We start from the raw sequence: 17,313 nt of genomic DNA, 5'->3' as shown, positions 1-17,313 counted from the left end.
TCAGACCTCCTAGAAGATAATTATATAATTGCCTTCACAAGTTAGGCAAACAAGTCGAAATTAAGAAAATAATAGACAAAATGATAAGTAACACCCCCATAAAACGACTTAGGTCAATCGAATGAGTGTGTGAATATTGATGGAGGGACTTGTGATGACTGAACAAAAACTTGGTGATAAAGCCCTTGATACGATTATCAATGAAATGGTGGATACCGTCACCAACAGCAAAGATGAGATCTTCCAAATCAGCGAAGACTCACGTAATGAATTTGAAAAACTGAGTCAAGAATTGATTGACACGAAGCGACAAGTCCACACATTGATTGATGATGGCGACAAGTTGCAGCAGAAAGTGAAATTCTCACGTATGCGGTTATCGGAAGTGAGCAAACAATTCCAGGAATATTCAGAAGAAGATATCCGGCAGGTGTATGAACAAACACATGCCCTACAAATGGATTTATCGATGACACGTGAAAAAGAAAAGCAGATGCGCGAACGACGAGATGATTTAGAGTTTCGTTTGCGTAATCTTGAAGACACCATTGAACGAGCAGAAGGCCTTGGTGGGAAAATTTCTGTCGTGCTCAACTATTTAACAGAAGACTTCAAACACGTTTCAGATGCGCTTGAAGATGCGAAAGAAAAGCAGCAGTTCGGCTTGAAAATCATTGAAGCCCAGGAAGAAGAGCGGAGACGCCTGTCCCGGGAGATTCATGATGGACCGGCTCAGATGCTTGCGAACGTGATGCTACGGTCTGATCTTGTCGACCGTACATACCGCGAACGTGGCATCGACCAAGCGATGGCGGAGATGAAGAGCCTGAAGAAAATGGTACGCTCGGCACTTTATGAAGTGCGACGTATTATTTATGACCTGCGTCCTATGGCGCTGGATGATCTTGGTCTCATTCCGACGCTTAAGAAATACATCGCGACGATGGAAGACTACAACAACGTACGCATTACGTTCCAACCATTCGGGAAAGAGCGTCGCTTTGAAACGAAGTACGAAGTCGCGTTGTTCCGCCTTTTACAAGAAGCGGTACAGAACGCATTGAAGCACGCAGAAGCAACAGAAATCAAAGTGAAGGTCGAAATGACCCACAATGCAACCACCATTATCGTCAAGGATGACGGCAAAGGGTTCGACCCCTCAGAGAAGAAAGAGCAATCGTTCGGTCTAGTAGGTATGCGCGAACGCGTCGACATGCTGGACGGAGAAATGAAGATTGACTCTAGCCCAGGTAAAGGGACCATGGTAACGATTCTTATTCCAATAAATGGTTAATTGCATAAAAACTATGTAATTTGGCGTGAATCGTTTATAATATGGTCATAGGATTAGGATTAGGATTAGGACGTATGGAGTGACTTCCATACAAAAAGAACCAGAGACAGAAAAAAATAGAGTATAGGTGAGGGGACAAAAAACCCTAAGGCAAAGAAAATAGGAGGAAGAGATCATGACGACAAGAATAGTTCTGATTGATGACCATAAATTATTCCGCGAAGGCGTTAAAAGAATATTAGACTTTGAATCTAGTTTTGAAGTAGTAGCAGAAGGGGACGACGGTTCATCCGCCGTTCATCTGATTGAACAATATATGCCGGATGTTGTGTTGATGGATATCAACATGCCTTCTACCAACGGTGTAGAAGCAACAGCCGAAGTGACGAAACGATTCCCGGACATGAAAGTAATCATTCTGTCCATCCATGATGACGAAAACTATGTAACACACGCATTGAAAACAGGTGCACAAGGTTACCTGCTGAAAGAAATGGACTCTGACGCATTGATCGATGCAATCAAAGTCGTTTCAGAAGGTGGATCGTACCTGCACCCGAAAGTGACGCACAACCTCGTACAGGAATACCGCCGCTTGTCTGAAACGAACGGCAGCAACGCGTACCGTACGATCGAATACCGCAAACCGCTCCACTTGCTAACTCGTCGTGAATGCGAAGTACTTCAGCTTTTGGCTGACGGTAACAGCAACCGCGGAGTAGCAGAATCCCTGTATATCAGTGAGAAGACGGTCAAGAACCACGTCAGCAACATTTTACAGAAGATGAATGTAAACGACCGTACCCAAGCTGTTGTAACAGCAATCAAGAACGGCTGGGTGGAAGTCATTTAAGTTATTAATAAGGGCCTGAAGAGCACACCTCTTCAGGCCTTTTCTATTAATCTACGAATGTGGGAATATCAGATGCAAAAAGACCGGGCTTCATGTAAAATGATAGGAAACGAATAGCAATAGAACTTATACATACATTGAAAGAAAAGCATATAGGGAGTGGAAAAGCATGAAAACGGCGGTAATCACAGATAGCACGGCCTACTTGCCTAAACAGATCCGCAACGAGAAGCAAATACATATGGTGCCCCTGAACGTCATCTTCGGGCACGAATCCTATCAAGAGGAAGTAGACATCCAAGCTGATGACTTCTACGACATGGTCAAAGAAAACGGCGACCTGCCGAAAACATCCCAGCCGTCGATCGGCATGATGACGGAAAAGTTAGAAGAGCTCGCTAAAGAATACGACGCGGTCGTAGCGATCCACCTCTCAAGCGGCATCAGCGGCACGTACCAGGGGATGATGACAGCTGGGGACATGGTGGAGGACATCGATGTCCACGTCTTCGATTCCGAAATCAGCTGCATGATGCAAGGTTTCTATGCCATCGAAGCCGCCGACTTGGCACAGAACGGCGCGACACCTAAACAAATCATGGAACGGATGAACGAAATGAAGACGACGATGAGCGCATACTTCATGGCGGACGACCTCTCCCACCTGCACCGCGGAGGGCGACTGAACGGAGCACAGGCTTTCGTAGGAGGCTTACTCCAAGTGAAGCCGGTCCTACACTTCGTCGATACGAAGATCGTTCCATTTGAAAAAATCCGCACACGTAAAAAAGCCTTGAAGCGAATCCTCTCCTTGTTTGAGGAAGATGTCCAAGGTGGCGGCGAGTTCAAGGCGTGTATGATTCACGCCAACCGCGAAGAAGAAGCGGCGCAGATCAAAGCAGAAATCGAGAACCAGTTCGATAACGTAGAAGTTGAACTGAGCTACTTCGGCCCGGTCATCGGTACGCACCTCGGCGAAGGCGCGATGGGACTCGGCTGGTACCGCAAATCCTAATGACGATAGAGCCTGTTTGTGAGACTCAAGCAGGCTCTATTTTTATAAATAGGATGTGATTCTTTGAAACACGCTGGTAAACTCCTTCTTCCTCACGACATCACCCCAGAAGACCTCTCTCATTACACTCCTGTCCCTTCGATTATCAAGCGTCGCTTCGGCTACCAATGCAAGCGCTGTGGCAACAGCCAATCTCACCTCTTCGGGCACATGCCCCACGACGCCTGCCAGAAAACCTGTCGATACTGCCGGAACTGCATCCAAATGGGACGCGTGATGGAATGCGAGCCTCTTTATCAAGGAAGTACTTCTTTCAAGTGGCCAAGCTTTGAGCAACCTTTGCAATGGAAAGGGGAGCTGACGCCTTGGCAGCAAACAGGCGCGGATGCGATAAAGGACGTAGTCATCAGCGGTGGGGAAGTGTTGATATGGGCCGTCTGCGGAGCTGGTAAGACGGAAATGTTGTTCCCAGGCATAGAAGCTGCTCTGCAACATGGGAAGCGGATTTGTCTCGCTACGCCTCGTGCCGATGTGGTCCGCGAGCTGTTGCCTCGTTTGCGGTCTGCCTTTCCTGACGTGCCGATCCAAGGCTTGTATGGAGGCAGTCCGGACCGCGAAGCCGACGCAAGCTTCATCATCGCTACCACTCACCAACTTCTTCGTTTTTCTAAAGCGTTCGATGTCATGATTATTGATGAAATCGATGCTTTTCCTTTTCACCATGATGACTCCTTGAAGTTTGCAGCACAGCGTGCCAAAAAAGACAATGCCTCGTCTATTTACTTAACAGCGACTCCGAGGAAGTGGGAGAAGTGGCGTGTCCGGACGAAGAAACTTCCCGCTGTATTTATACCGAAAAGGTTTCACGGTCATCCCCTTCCTGAGCCTAAACTTCAACTGATTCCTTCCCTTCCAAGAAACTTAAAACGAAAGCAACTGCCAGCCTCCGTCTTATCCAAAATACTCGATCAACAGAATTCGGAACGCCAGCTGATGGTCTTTCTGCCTTCGGTCGCGATGACGGAATGGGTATTAGAGCTGTTGAGAGAGGAGGGGTTAGCCGGACAGTGCGTTTTCGCCGAGGATTCAGATCGCGTTGATAAGGTACAGGCGTTCCGTGACAAGAAGTTCCGACTGATGTTGACGACGACGATTTTGGAACGAGGCGTAACGTTTCCGTCGGTTGATGTGTTTGTAATCGATGCGGGTCATGTGGTCTTCGATGAAGCGGCGCTCGTGCAGATTGCCGGTAGGGCTGGTCGCAGTCCGGATGATCCTGACGGTGATGTGCGGTTTTTCCACGGTGGGAAAACGAATGCGATGTTGGATGCGGTCGAAGCCATCTCTCGGATGAACAAGCTCGGGAAGCGCTGATGAGATGTTATATTTGCTTCAATGAAATCATCCCTACGATTACGTGGGTCAATGTGTTCAAACCACCTGAGCAGCAGAGGTGCTGTGCAGATTGTTTGGCACAATTCGAGCCTGTTACGCCGACTTGTCCGAAATGCGGACGCGGGGACAGTGACGGGATTTGTTTTGACTGCGAGCGTTGGGGTATGGGACAAGAAGACCCGCTTAAGAAGAATGTGGCTTCGTTCTCTTATAATGCTTTCGCGAAGGATTGGGTAGCGAAGTGGAAGTATCGGGGCGATTATGAACTGCTTTTTTCTCTGCAAGGCAAGCTGGATGTGCCGGTGGGCTATGCGATGGTACCTATTCCGCTGAGTGAAGAACGACTGAAGGAGCGAGGGTTCAATCAGTCCGAAGCGATTATTCACATGTTGGGTAAACAGCCGGTTTCTTTACTTGGGCGCCAGGGAACGACCAAGCAGTCGAAGAAGCAGCGTCAGGAACGGGTTGACTCGGAAAATCCCTTTCAGCTGTTAGATCCGATTAATCAGCCGGTTCTACTGGTAGATGATATTTACACAACGGGGACGACCCTCCGTCATGCCGCGTCTTTATTGAAAGAAGGCGGGTGTCCGGAAGTCTATTCGTACACACTTTTCCGATAAATTCTTCTGAAGGGCTTTGGCTTCTATTAGTTTAGCCGATATAATAGAAAAAGAGGTTTATAGGAGGCGACGACATGGGGGAAGTAGCGAATTGTCCGCGATGTAACGCAATCTTTATGAAAGGTGCCGCAACCGTTTGTCCGGAATGTCAGAAGCAAGAAGAGAAAGACTTCCAGACGGTGTATGTATTTTTGAGAAAGAAACAGAACCGCACAGCGAACGTGAAGGAGATCGAATACCACACAGGTGTCGAGGAGAAGCTGATCCGTAAGTTTGTGGCAGAGAAGCGGCTGCACCCGGCCCAATTCCCTAACTTGATGTACCACTGTGATCGCTGCGGAGCAGGGATTCAAGAAGGTAGATTGTGTGATAGTTGTACAGAAGAGATCGAAGGCGGTCTCGAGAAGGTCGAGCGCGATAAAGAGTTCGAAAAGAGGAAAGAAGACCTAGAGAGATTGAAGAGTAATAAAACCTATTACTCCGTACGAAATAATCGATAAGTTGCATTTAATATCTTCTGGTTACCACCGATATAAACGGTAAATCAGGAAACGTAAAGAAGCGAGGTGAACGCTGTGAGAATTCATGGACCTAATCAGACGAATTTCAACCCATATAATAAATCCATCAACAAGCAGACGGACATGAAGCAGCAGGGAAACCGACAAGATAAATTAGAAATTTCAGATGAGGCGAAGAAAATGCATGGAAGCGAACAACCGAATCCAGCTCGCCAAAAACGCATCAACCAGATCAAGCAGGATATCGAATCTGGTACCTATCAAGTAGATCCGAAAGTGACAGCGAAGAAAATGATCGATTTTTGGACGAAGTAATAAAGAAGCAAGGCCATACCCGTATGGCTTTGCTTTTGCATGTCGTAAGTCATTCGATGGAGTGGAATCCTCCACTGTAACGACTGACTTATGACAACCCAAGATTTTAACTAAAGGAGAATCGGTGTGACCGTTAAACCTATTGTACATACGATGACGCAAATGAAGCAGCTGCACGAAAGTCTTTTGGCCTTGTCACAAAAGAAAACCGACGCCTTGAAGTCTAATGATACGACCGGACTGCAGAAGTTGTTAACGACAGAAAGAAAGCACGTGCAGGCAATCGATAAGTTGGAAAAAGCTCGGATGGACGCTGTGAACCAGTGGTACGAAGCAAGAGGGTTATCCTATACGGAACCGACCATTTCGGAAATGCTCGAGCACATGGAAGGAAGCGAGCAAGAAGCACTCCAAGCCGCTTATAATGAATTGATTATCGTCCTTGCCGATTTGAAGCAGCAAGAACAACTGAACGCAGAGCTGACAAAGCAATCTCTTCAGTTCGTCAATTTGTCACTAGACATGCTCCAGCCTTCCTTGGACAACGTGAACTATGGAGGCAACGAAGAGCAATCAACGCAACCGAAGCGATCGGTATTTGATTCGAAAGCGTAATAGTAAAGGAGAGAAATCATGGTTTCTACTTTCAACGGATTAGAAATAGCCAAACGCGGACTGTTCACCCAACAATCCGCTCTCTATACAACCGGCCATAACATTTCCAATGCTAACACCGAAGGTTACACAAGGCAGCGGGTGAACTTTGAACAGACCGCTCCTTTCCCACCTGCATCAAGAAACCGTCCTGAGATTCCTGGGCAAGTTGGTAGTGGGGTGCAAGCGGGATCGGTCGAGCGTGTTAGGGAATCGTTCTTGGACATCCAGTTCCGGAATGAGAATAAAAAGACGGGGTACTACGAGTCGATGTCCAAAGCATTGACGAAGATGGAAGAAATCATGAACGAACCGTCAGACCAAGGGTTGTCTAAGACGATGGACCGATTCTGGCAGTCGCTTCAGGATATGTCGGTGAACCCGGAGGATGCAGGAGCGAGATCGGTTGTAAGGCAGCGTGGGGTTGCAGTTGCGGAAACTTTTAATTATCTGTCTACTTCCATTCAAGGACTTCGTAACGATACTAAAAATGAGATTAACGTAGTGTCGAAAGAGATTAACAGCCTGGCAAACCAGATTAATAGTTTGAATAAACAAATTGGGGAAGTAGAACCGCACGGCATGCTACCGAATGACCTGTACGATGAACGAGACCGGCTTGTTGATCAACTCTCTAGTCTAGTGGACATTAAGGTAACTAAGGAAAAGAGCTCTTCTTCCTCATTAGATGTTGCAGAGGGAATTTACAACATCGAGGTTGTAGGAAATGATCAAAAGTCCTTATTTGTTAATAACAATGGGAACAGTGTTGCTTTAGTTGATGGTGAGAACCTTACATACAATGAACTGCAAATCAATTACGATGGTGCGGATCAATCCGCAAAGACTATTAAACTAGGAAGAGGAGAGGTTATTGAGGGGGAAGATAGTGAAGAAGATTTCCTATCTACTGTTCAGGCAAGTGCTTTCTCTTCCACTGGAAAATTAAGAGGGTTAGTTGACGCGTACGGTTATGACAATGGTGAAATTCCAAAGAGTGGAGTAGTTGGTGTGTATCCAGGTATGTTAGAAGAATTGGATAACATGGCTTTCGCTTTTGCAAGTGAATTCAACAAAGTTCATGAAGATGGGAACAGCTTAAGTGAAATTGACAGCTCTCCTTCTGATATTCCTTTCTTTGCTGATCGCTCAAAGGAAACTCAAAGCGCTTTGCCTAAGCGAGCGGACGTGGTGTTTGTGCTTGATAACAGTGGCAGCATGAACGGTAGTCAAGACGCGATTGCTGCAAAGTTAGAAGAATTTGCTCAAAGCATTCAAGGTGAGGGTGTCGACAATGTCCGTTTCGGGCTAACCAGCTATGATGGTGGTAGTACAACATATGCTTTGGATGGAGACAATTGGTCAGAAGATTTTAGTATTATCAAAGAAGAAATTGAAAATTTGAATGCTACGGGCGGAGGAACAGAGAATCTGATGGGGGCACTATCAACTGTTTCTGGTTCTTATGACTTTTCACAAGCAGGAGATGGTGGAGGGTTCAAGCATGTAGTATTCGTTACTGATGAAGATGCAGACGATGAAGCTGCATTAGCAAATCTGATCAATAATGATTTAAAGCCTAATGGAGTAAAAGTACATGGTGTTTTTAATACGGAATATACAGATGTTGCTGAACTTAACCAGCTTGTAAGTGAGACAGGTGGACAGAAGGTAAATCTAAGGGATTCAGATTGGCAGAGTCAACTGCAAATTATCGGTTCCTCTATAGGGCAGACAGTTGTCCAGTCAGATGATGGAGCGATAGAGAGAAAAGGGTTCGCAAGTAGAATCAAAGTTGCACAGGATATTCTTGATAGCGTCAGTAATATTGCAGCGTCAACCACGAATGGAAAAGGAAATGGTCAGAACGCTCTTGATTTATCAGAAGTAGGTAATAGCTCGCTTAACTATGACCCTGAAGGCGGATTGTCTGATTTTAATAGTTATTACCAAGGGGTAATTGGTGAGATGGCTGTTGATACGCAAGAAGCCAATCGAATGGTGAATAACACAAATATCTTAAAGCAATCAGTCGTCGAGCAAAGACAATCGATTAGTGCTGTATCGCTTGATGAAGAGATGACCAATATGATCAAGTTTCAACATGCTTATAATGCAGCCGCTAGGAACATGACAGTCGTCGATGAGATGATTGATCGGATCATCAATCAAATGGGGCGAGTAGGGAGGTAAGTAATCGCTAATGAGAGTTACACAAGGAATGTTATCGAACAATATGCTTCGTAATTTAAGTAATAGTTATGCAAACATGGGAAAATATCAGGAGCAGTTAACAACTGGTAAGAAAATTAGTCGCCCCTCACAAGACCCAGTTGTCGCGATGAAAGGCATCAACTATCGTAGTCAATTGACAAGGACCCAACAGTTCCAACGAAACATCAATGAAGTAAACAATTGGATGGATAACAGCGATGCTTCCTTAGATAAGGCCACAAAGGCGTTGCAGCGAATCCGTGAATTGACTGTCCAAGCAAGTAATGACACGTATGAAGGCAGTCAAAGAGAAAACATTGCCAAAGAGATAAGGCAGTTAAAAGAACACATCGGTACGATTGCCAATACGAAAGTGAACGATAAATATATTTTCAATGGTGCGAACACGACTGAACAGCCTGTCGACTTGGAAACGTTCACGGTCAACCAGAGCGATACGCCTGTAAATATTGAAGTGTCGGAGGGTGTCCAATTAAAAGCGAATGTTACTCCCTCCAATGTATTCGGCGAAGAAGTATTCACATCGATTGAGAACTTCGCTTCATCTCTCGAAGATGCTTCTGTAATGGGAGACTCGGTTCCACAAGAAGAGTTGAGTGACTTTGTTAAGGCGTTTGACGGTCACATTAATGATATTATCAACGAGCGGGCAGACCTTGGTTCAAGAATGAACCGTGTTGAGCTGGTGACAGATCGTTTATCTAGTCAGGAAGTATCGATGACGAAAATGATGTCAGAGAACGAAGATGCGGATATTGAGAAGGTCATTACGGACTTGAAAGCACAGGAGAGTATTCATAGAGCGGCGTTGGGGGTTGGTTCTCGAATAATCCAACCGACGTTGATGGACTTTTTAAGATAAGCGGCCTTACTAGGTCGCTTATTATCTTATAAAGAGGTGAAACTGATGACGATTCCTCAATTACAGGTTCGGACGCAACCAGCCAAATTGAACTTAGAGAGTGTCGCGGTGAAACACGAGTATAAACAGTTCAAAGCGGATCAATCGATTGAGCAGCCGCAAGCGGATCTTTCGTTATCTCAACGTCCGGGAAAACTGACGATTGATCAGTCGAGTGCGTGGAGTAACCTGCACTTAAAATCCATTTTCGAACGAACGCGTGATATTGCTGACTTTGCGGAGCAAACGTGGCTAGAGGGAATCGGAAAGGCAGCTCAAGAAGGCGATGAATTGATGCGGATCGAGAATAAAAGTAATGCGATCGCAAATATTGCAGGAAGATACACAGGATTTGAGCATACCTACGTTCCAGGCAATACGCCAGTGCATGACTTGGTGAACATTTCTTATCAGGCCAATGAAGCGGATATAGATGTGAAGCGGAACGAACCAATAATTGATACGACACCTGTTTATCCGAAGTTCCAGTATCAAAAAGGCGCTGTTAATGTGACAATGGGACAAATGCCATCGATCAGCATTGATTGGAAAGTATAAGGAGGATATATGAAACCATGCAGATCAGCACTAAGTATTTCGGTTCGATCGAAGTAGACGAGAAAGAACTCATTCAATTTAAACATGGCTTACCTGGATTTGGGGACTACCGCTCCTTCGTTCATTTGCCACTAGAAGAAGCACCGCTCTATTCGGTTTTACAATCTGTAGATGAACACGGATTAGCGTTTGTCGTGGTTAATCCATATGTTTTCTATAAAGATTACGAGTTTGTAATTGATGAACAGACAAAGAAAGAACTCGACTTACAGTCACCGGAGGAGGTCGACTTGTATTGCGTCATGACATTACAAGACCCATTCGACCGTTCGACAATGAACCTTCAGGCGCCGATTATTGTCAATAAAACGAATCACCGAGCGAAGCAAATGATTCTAAACGATCCTAAGTACCATACCAAGCATTCCCTGCAGCTCCATAAGGAAGAAGGTGGCACGCATGCTCATCCTTAATCGGAAAGCAGATGAATCGATTCAGATCGGAGAAGATATCGAAATCAAGGTTCTGTCTATTGAAGGAAACCAAGTTCGGTTGGGGGTGGATGCACCGAGTAACATCGATGTACACCGTAAGGAAATCTACATATCTATACAAGAAGAGAATAAAGAGGCTGCCTCGATGAATGAAGGGTTGCTAGATTTATTAAAAAACAGCAAAAAAAGCTAAACTATTGAAGAGAGTCGTCCGATTATAAAGGTGTAACGCCAAACCTTTAAGTCGGCCGACTTTTTCTTTGGCATAAATTCACTAACCCCCACAAGGATGTGCGGGTCAAAATCAGGGAGGATTATTTAATTATGCGTATTAATCACAACATTGCTGCGTTAAATACTTATCGTCAGCTTGGACAAGCGAACAATTCTCAACAAAATTCAATGGAAAAACTATCTTCAGGTCTTCGTATTAACAAGGCTGGAGATGACGCAGCTGGGCTTGCGATTTCCGAAAAAATGAGAGGGCAGATCCGTGGTTTAGACCAAGCATCTCGTAACTCTCAGGATGGTATTTCCATGATTCAAACTGCTGAAGGTGCTTTGAACGAAACTCATTCTATTTTACAGCGTATGAGAGAACTATCTGTTCAATCAGCAAACGATACAAACACTAATGAAGATCGTGCAAACATTCAAGACGAAATCAACCAGTTGGGTGAAGAAGTACAGCGTATTTCTGAGCAAACTGAATTCAACAGCAAAAAACTTATCAATGGTGACATGAGCGCCGCAACTACTGCTCAAGCACACGAAGTTACAAATACAATGGAATCAAGTATGGCCGATGCTACTACACTTGATAGTGTAGTAGATGCTGATGGTAACAATGTCGGGATTGCTAATGGAGATACAATTACAGCAACCTGGTCTGTGAATGGTTCACAAAAAACAGCAACAGTAGATGTAACGGATATTTCTAGTGATGCACTTAGTGATATAACTGGAGCAATTGCTGGTGATGGAAGTGTTACTTCTGCAGCAACAACAGCTGGAGAAATGGTAGTAACTTCTGCTAACACTGGCTCCAACGCTACAATCAATGGACTTTCTATTGAAGTAACAAGTTCAACCGGTGTTCGTAAGGAAGCAGCTTCAAACGCCCTTTCCGGATTCTCAACTACTGCAGAAGGTTTAGATACAACTTCTGATGGTTCAGCTGACTTCCAAATCGGTGCTAATGCTGGGCAATCTCTAAACTTAGCTCTAAATGACATGAGTGCAGATCGCCTAGGCGTTCGTAACCTTCAAATTGGAAGTAAGAGTGAGGCTGATACGGCTATTAATGTATTGGATGAAGCAATTAAGACAGTTTCTTCTGAGCGTTCTAAACTCGGTGCGAACCAGAATCGCCTAGAACATACAATCAACAACTTGAGCACATCATCTGAAAACCTAACAGCGGCGGAATCTCGTATCAGAGATGTCGACATGGCAAAAGAAATGATGAACCAAACGAAGTCTTCTATTCTCTCTCAAGCTTCTCAAGCAATGCTTGCGAAAGCGAACCAACAGCCACAGGGAGTACTTCAACTTCTACGTTAATTATAGTAAAGACCTACCAACTATTTGGTGGGTCTTTTTTGTTATTTATATGTTGAATTAAACAGATAAGGGTAATTGAATACTTATATTCTTACTTTTCTATGAAAATGACTATTTTTGTATAAATTATTATGGAAAAAAATAAAAAAATCGGTTAACATATCTAACAGTCATCCGATATAAAGAGTAAGATGAAACACGATTTACATTATAGTAATGATTGAAGACAAAAACACTTATTCAAGGATGAATGAGTACATAAAGAGATCTACTCAAGGATGAGTTAAAAACCTAGATAGTTATTTAGGTTTATTAACTCATCCTTATTTCGTATTAAGTTAGGATAAAGAATAAAGGGGTTGCTTAAATGTTAGTGTTAGGAAGAAAGCCAGGCGAATATGTCATGCTTGATGATGACATTATGGTGAAAGTAGTAAAAAGCGAAGATGGTCACCTTCGTTTAGCGATAGAGGCGCCGAAAGAAGTTAAAATTACTCGGGGTGAACTCTATGAAGAGCAAAATAAAAAAGCCCAATAACTGAATAACTTACATAAACTCATGGACGAGTTTGGAATAGAGAAGCATGGATGGCTGTATCCATTTCTCTACACCAAACTCGTCTTTTTTTATTTTTGTTTGTTTCTGCTCAGATAACAAGGGCCCGTTGTCTGTTGTGGATCAATATATATGGGGTGAAAAAGGATGTTCACCCACCAACAATTCTAGGGAGGAATTAAGAAATGAGAATTAATCACAATATTGCTGCGCTGAATACTTATCGTCAGTTAGGGCAAGCGAATAACATGCAGTCTAAGTCCATGGAGAAGCTTTCTTCTGGTCTTCGTATCAACCGCGCCGGGGATGACGCTGCTGGTCTCGCGATTTCGGAGAAAATGCGTGGGCAAATTCGAGGGTTGGACCAAGCTCAGCGTAATGCACAGGATGGAATTTCGATGATACAAACAGCTGAGGGAGCGTTAAACGAAACACATTCTATTCTTCAGAGAATGAGAGAACTGGGAGTACAAGCTTCCAACGATACGAATACGGGTGACGATCGGAAAGAGATTCAAAAAGAGATGAACCAATTAACCGAAGAAATAAATAGAATTGGAAATACCACAGAATTTAATACAAAGAGCTTAATCAATGGGGATTTAGCGGAGGGGTCCTCTTCTTCCGTAGAGGATGTATCCTTCGATTTCTCATCTATCGGTATGGGAGATGGTGGTTCTACCGTTCTATCAATTGGTGGAGAGGACTATACAATAGAATACGATAATACAACAGACAACGCAGATGATGGCACTAGCGATTCTTTTGATACAGGTACTAAAACTGTAACATTGGCAACGAACACTACTGATCCGTCAAATCTAGGAAAACGCATAAGTGACCAATTAATTAGCATGCGAGGTGAAGATACTTCTTTATCAATTTCAGAATTTGATTTTGATCAAACAAGTACTACTGGAGAAGTTTTAAGAATTGATGCATCTGCTAATGGTCTTTATGATGGAGTTGCAGGAAAAGATTCAATTCAATTTAAGAGCGGAACTTCTCCGGCAATAGCAACGAACACAACTGGAGCAGACGGTTCTGGAGGTGCAACATTCCAAATAGGAGCAAACTCGGATCAACAGTTTACAGCCGCTATTGAAGACATGAGGTCAGTAGCTCTTGGTATTTCAAGTACAACAGCAAGCGGTGATGCAGATAGCGGTCTTAATACAGATAGAGATGCAGTTTTTGCTTCCGGTACTGAAAATCAAATTACAGGCGACGTTACTTCTGGTACAGAATATGCTTTAGACGTTTCGACTGCAGATAAAGCTAGTGATGCAGTGTCGGTAATTGATAATGCAATTAAAACAGTATCTCAAGAAAGGTCTAAAATAGGCGCATCGCAAAATAGGTTGGAACACACAATAAATAACCTAGGAACTTCTGCAGAAAACCTAACAGCAGCTGAATCACGTATAAGAGATGTTGATATGGCTGCTGAAATGATGAAGCAGACGAAATCCTCCATTCTGTCCCAAGCTTCACAAGCAATGCTTGCAAAAGCAAATCAACAGCCACAAGGAGTATTACAACTTCTTCGTTAATTAATAAAAAGGATCCCGTCCAGGGATCCTTTTTTAATGATATATGTAACATGTAAACTCAAGATACCTAAACAACTACCGATAATAAAAGTATCAAAGTTATAGGGAGTTGCTGAAGGTGGATGTACAGAACAAGTTTATCCAAACCCAGTTGCTGCAGAGAACAACCCAACAACTTAGTACACATACACCTGTTCAGTCAGAAGCTAAAAATCAAAGTGATGACACTAACCCTCTTACTCAAGCTGAAGAAAAGGAAAAGGTAAAGGAAGTAACAGATAGCATGAACGAATTTTTAAAACCTGTTCACACAACTTTGAAATTCCAATTTCATGATAAGCTAGAAGAATACTATGTCTCAATTATTGATGAAGAAACAGATGAGGTTATTCGAGAAATTCCTCCTAGAAAAATGCTCGATTTGTATGCTTCAATAGCTGAATCGTTAGGTATAATTGTCGATCATAAAATTTGAAGTAAGAAGGTGAGAAAATGAGTGATATGCGTATAGGGGGCTTAGCCTCTGGTATGGATATTGACAAGCTCGTCAGCGATCTGATGAGAGCGGAACGTCAACCTATGAATAAGATGGAACAGGACAAACAATGGCTTGAATGGAAGAGAGACTCCTATCGAGACGTCAATAAACAATTAGCGGAACTTGATGATATGGCTTTCGAAATGAAACTTGAAAGGTCCTACAATTCCAAAAATACATCATCTTCTGACCCGGCTGTTTCTGCAACAGCAACAGCTAGTGCCGGAAATGGTACTTATACTCTTGATGTAAAAGAAGTAGCAACAGCTGCTTATAATTATAGTGAAAATACCATTACGAAATCTGGAGATACGTTTGATCCGGATGCAGCATTAAGCAGTCAACAAGGAAAATTCAAGAATGGGATTAACCTAACAGAAACCTTTTCGTTAACGACTTACAATCAAGATGGGTCGAAAAACCAGCAATTTTTTGAGGTCCAAGGTGATAAGTCACTTAACGAGATTTTGAAAGAAATAAGCGAATCCGACCTAGGCATTAGAGCTTTCTATGATAAGAGTGCCGATAAAGTCATGATGGAGCGCACGGAAACAGGGAACTTTAATCAAGATGACACAGAGTTCTTAGGCGCAGAGATTGGTTTTGATGGTTCCAACAATTTCATTACATCCACATTAGACATCAAGAACGGTGATAATTCCTCAGGTAGCTGGAAGTTGAATGAAAAAGGTGGTTCAGATGCAAAGTTTACTTACAACAATGGCTTAAATATTACCTCCCATTCTAATAGCTATACTCTCAATGGAGTTAACTTTGAGTTTAATGACGTAACGGACGGTAACATAACTGTCGATGTATCTAATAATGTTGATGAAGCTATTGACAATATTGTAGAGTTTGTAGATAAGTACAATGAGGTTATTGAGAGTTTAGGAGATAAGACTGACGAAAAGAGATATAGAGACTTTCCACCTCTTACTGAGAAGCAGAGAGAAGATATGGAAGAAAGAGAAATTGAGCTTTGGGAAGAAAAAGCAAAAAGCGGTATGCTAAAAAGTGATTCTACAATTGAATCTGCTCTGAATAGTCTGCGAAGAGATTGGTACACACCAGTAGAGAATAGTGGAAAGTATTCTTCTATGTCTGAAATTGGAATAAGTACGACTTCTAACTATCTTGATGGAGGGAAGCTAATCATTGACCCAGATGAGCTTCGAGCCGCATTGAATGAAGATGCCGATTCGGTACATGATCTGTTTGCCGGTACGGATGCTAACCCTGGGGTGGCTCGTAGGATGGAGGAGAGCATTCAAACAGCTGTAACCTCTATTGAGAAAAAGGCGGGTAAATCCACTACTGTAGATAATAACTTTATGTTAGGTCGTCGGATAGAAGATTTGGATAAAGAAATGGATGATTTCCAAAATCGTTTGAATATGATTGAAGACCGCTACTGGAGCGAGTTCGGAGCAATGGAAAAAGCCATTTCCCAAATGAACCAACAATCTGCATACATCATGCAGAACTTCGGATAAAGGAGAGTGGACCCATGTCCATCCAAGCTTATCAAAATAATTCAGTCGAAACCGCCTCACCAGGCGAATTGACACTAATGCTTTACAACGGCTGCATCAAATTCATCAAAGCGAGCCGTAAAGCGATGGAGAACAACGAAATCGAGAAAAAGAATACGAATATCCAAAAGGCGCAGAACATTATCCAGGAACTGATGGTGACGATGAACCAAGATTACGCCATCAGCCAGGAGATTCTGCCGCTGTATGATTATATGAATCGTCGTTTGATCGAAGCGAATACAAAGAACGACGTCGAGATCCTGGATGAAGTGCAAGGGCTTGTAACAGAGTTCCGCGATACGTGGAAGCAAGTAATTCTGCAGACGCGCAAAGCACAGCAGGCGCAAGGTGGCAGTGCATAGTGGCAACGTGGCAGCAATTTTTACACATCACGAAGAAACTGGATGATCTTGTTCATTCTCATACAGAAAAGCGGGCAGAGATTGTGAGCAAGCTGGAACATTTACTTAATCAAAGACAAGTCATGATGCACGAACTCAAGCAGCCGACGGAGGAAGAGAAGCCGCTCCTCGAAGAAGTGAAGAAGCGCGATCTCAAGATCAATCAGAAGCTTGAGTTTCTTTTCCATGACTTGAAGCGCGATATGCGTAATAATAAGAAACAGAAAGCGAGCAAGAAGCAGTATACGAATCCTTATCAAAACGTGTCCAGTTATGATGGGATGTTCTTAGACTCTAAAAAGTAGG

General features: G+C 43.4%; 20 protein-coding genes. All 20 read left to right on the top strand.

Annotated elements, in window-relative coordinates; genetic code table 11:
* Window positions 1-154 precede the first annotated feature (154 nt).
* A complete protein-coding gene (locus E4663_RS13630) occupies window positions 155-1,294 on the top strand; it encodes a sensor histidine kinase (RefSeq protein WP_135328018.1) in 1,140 nt (379 codons plus the stop codon).
* Window positions 1,295-1,469: 175 nt separating this feature from the next.
* Entirely contained in the window at window positions 1,470-2,147 is a 678-nt protein-coding gene (locus E4663_RS13625; RefSeq protein ID WP_079478161.1) for a response regulator, read from the top strand.
* A gap of 169 nt (window positions 2,148-2,316) precedes the next feature.
* Window positions 2,317-3,162: a DegV family protein gene (locus E4663_RS13620; RefSeq protein ID WP_135328017.1), complete on the top strand. Its 846-nt coding sequence runs from the start codon at window positions 2,317-2,319 to the stop codon at window positions 3,160-3,162.
* A 63-nt stretch (window positions 3,163-3,225) separates the two neighbouring features.
* Complete coding sequence (locus E4663_RS13615; RefSeq protein ID WP_241657202.1) at window positions 3,226-4,536, top strand: ATP-dependent helicase ComFA; 1,311 nt, start codon at window positions 3,226-3,228, stop codon at window positions 4,534-4,536.
* Window positions 4,536-5,180, top strand: coding sequence for a ComF family protein (locus E4663_RS13610; RefSeq protein WP_135328015.1), 645 nt, complete (start codon window positions 4,536-4,538; stop codon window positions 5,178-5,180). The genes E4663_RS13615 and E4663_RS13610 overlap by 1 nt, the downstream gene beginning before the upstream one ends.
* A gap of 74 nt (window positions 5,181-5,254) precedes the next feature.
* Window positions 5,255-5,680: a TIGR03826 family flagellar region protein gene (locus E4663_RS13605; protein ID WP_135328014.1), complete on the top strand. Its 426-nt coding sequence runs from the start codon at window positions 5,255-5,257 to the stop codon at window positions 5,678-5,680.
* A gap of 75 nt (window positions 5,681-5,755) precedes the next feature.
* Window positions 5,756-6,016 carry a flagellar biosynthesis anti-sigma factor FlgM gene (gene flgM, locus E4663_RS13600; protein WP_079478166.1) on the top strand — a complete coding sequence of 87 codons (261 nt, stop codon included), beginning with the start codon at window positions 5,756-5,758 and terminating at the stop codon, window positions 6,014-6,016.
* Between the two features lie 126 nt (window positions 6,017-6,142).
* Window positions 6,143-6,631 carry a flagellar protein FlgN gene (locus E4663_RS13595; RefSeq protein ID WP_135328013.1) on the top strand — a complete coding sequence of 163 codons (489 nt, stop codon included), beginning with the start codon at window positions 6,143-6,145 and terminating at the stop codon, window positions 6,629-6,631.
* Window positions 6,632-6,649: 18 nt separating this feature from the next.
* Complete coding sequence (gene flgK, locus E4663_RS20190) at window positions 6,650-8,863, top strand: flagellar hook-associated protein FlgK (protein ID WP_241657201.1); 2,214 nt, start codon at window positions 6,650-6,652, stop codon at window positions 8,861-8,863.
* A gap of 10 nt (window positions 8,864-8,873) precedes the next feature.
* The gene (gene flgL, locus E4663_RS13575) at window positions 8,874-9,767 is read left to right on the top strand and encodes a flagellar hook-associated protein FlgL (RefSeq protein WP_135328012.1); all 894 of its coding nucleotides are present in this window, start codon (window positions 8,874-8,876) and stop codon (window positions 9,765-9,767) included.
* A 45-nt stretch (window positions 9,768-9,812) separates the two neighbouring features.
* Window positions 9,813-10,364 (top strand): DUF6470 family protein, encoded by a 552-nt coding sequence (locus E4663_RS13570; protein ID WP_135328011.1) that lies wholly within the window; start codon window positions 9,813-9,815, stop codon window positions 10,362-10,364.
* A 17-nt stretch (window positions 10,365-10,381) separates the two neighbouring features.
* Window positions 10,382-10,837, top strand: a complete 456-nt coding sequence (gene fliW, locus E4663_RS13565) for a flagellar assembly protein FliW (RefSeq protein ID WP_135328010.1) — start codon at window positions 10,382-10,384, stop codon at window positions 10,835-10,837.
* Window positions 10,824-11,051, top strand: coding sequence for a carbon storage regulator CsrA (gene csrA / locus E4663_RS13560; RefSeq protein ID WP_135328009.1), 228 nt, complete (start codon window positions 10,824-10,826; stop codon window positions 11,049-11,051). The genes fliW and csrA overlap by 14 nt, the downstream gene beginning before the upstream one ends.
* A gap of 131 nt (window positions 11,052-11,182) precedes the next feature.
* Window positions 11,183-12,421, top strand: a complete 1,239-nt coding sequence (locus tag E4663_RS13555) for a flagellin N-terminal helical domain-containing protein (protein WP_135328008.1) — start codon at window positions 11,183-11,185, stop codon at window positions 12,419-12,421.
* Between the two features lie 367 nt (window positions 12,422-12,788).
* The gene (locus E4663_RS13550) at window positions 12,789-12,959 is read left to right on the top strand and encodes a carbon storage regulator (RefSeq protein WP_135328007.1); all 171 of its coding nucleotides are present in this window, start codon (window positions 12,789-12,791) and stop codon (window positions 12,957-12,959) included.
* Window positions 12,960-13,162: 203 nt separating this feature from the next.
* Window positions 13,163-14,530, top strand: coding sequence for a flagellin N-terminal helical domain-containing protein (locus E4663_RS13545; protein ID WP_135328006.1), 1,368 nt, complete (start codon window positions 13,163-13,165; stop codon window positions 14,528-14,530).
* A 118-nt stretch (window positions 14,531-14,648) separates the two neighbouring features.
* A complete protein-coding gene (gene flaG, locus E4663_RS13540; protein WP_241657200.1) occupies window positions 14,649-15,005 on the top strand; it encodes a flagellar protein FlaG in 357 nt (118 codons plus the stop codon).
* Window positions 15,006-15,022: 17 nt separating this feature from the next.
* Window positions 15,023-16,564, top strand: a complete 1,542-nt coding sequence (locus tag E4663_RS13535) for a flagellar hook-associated protein 2 (protein ID WP_135328005.1) — start codon at window positions 15,023-15,025, stop codon at window positions 16,562-16,564.
* A 14-nt stretch (window positions 16,565-16,578) separates the two neighbouring features.
* A complete protein-coding gene (gene fliS / locus E4663_RS13530) occupies window positions 16,579-16,968 on the top strand; it encodes a flagellar export chaperone FliS (RefSeq protein WP_135328004.1) in 390 nt (129 codons plus the stop codon).
* Window positions 16,968-17,312 carry a flagellar protein FliT gene (gene fliT, locus E4663_RS13525; protein ID WP_135328003.1) on the top strand — a complete coding sequence of 115 codons (345 nt, stop codon included), beginning with the start codon at window positions 16,968-16,970 and terminating at the stop codon, window positions 17,310-17,312. Before fliS ends, fliT begins: the two co-directional genes overlap by 1 nt.
* Window position 17,313: the final 1 nt, after the last annotated feature.

Source organism: Halobacillus salinus, assembly GCF_004684905.1.
GTDB lineage: Bacteria > Bacillota > Bacilli > Bacillales > Halobacillaceae > Halobacillus > Halobacillus salinus.
The sequence above is the reverse complement of the archived record's forward strand: the minus strand, read 5'-3'. Positions and strand labels throughout refer to the sequence as shown.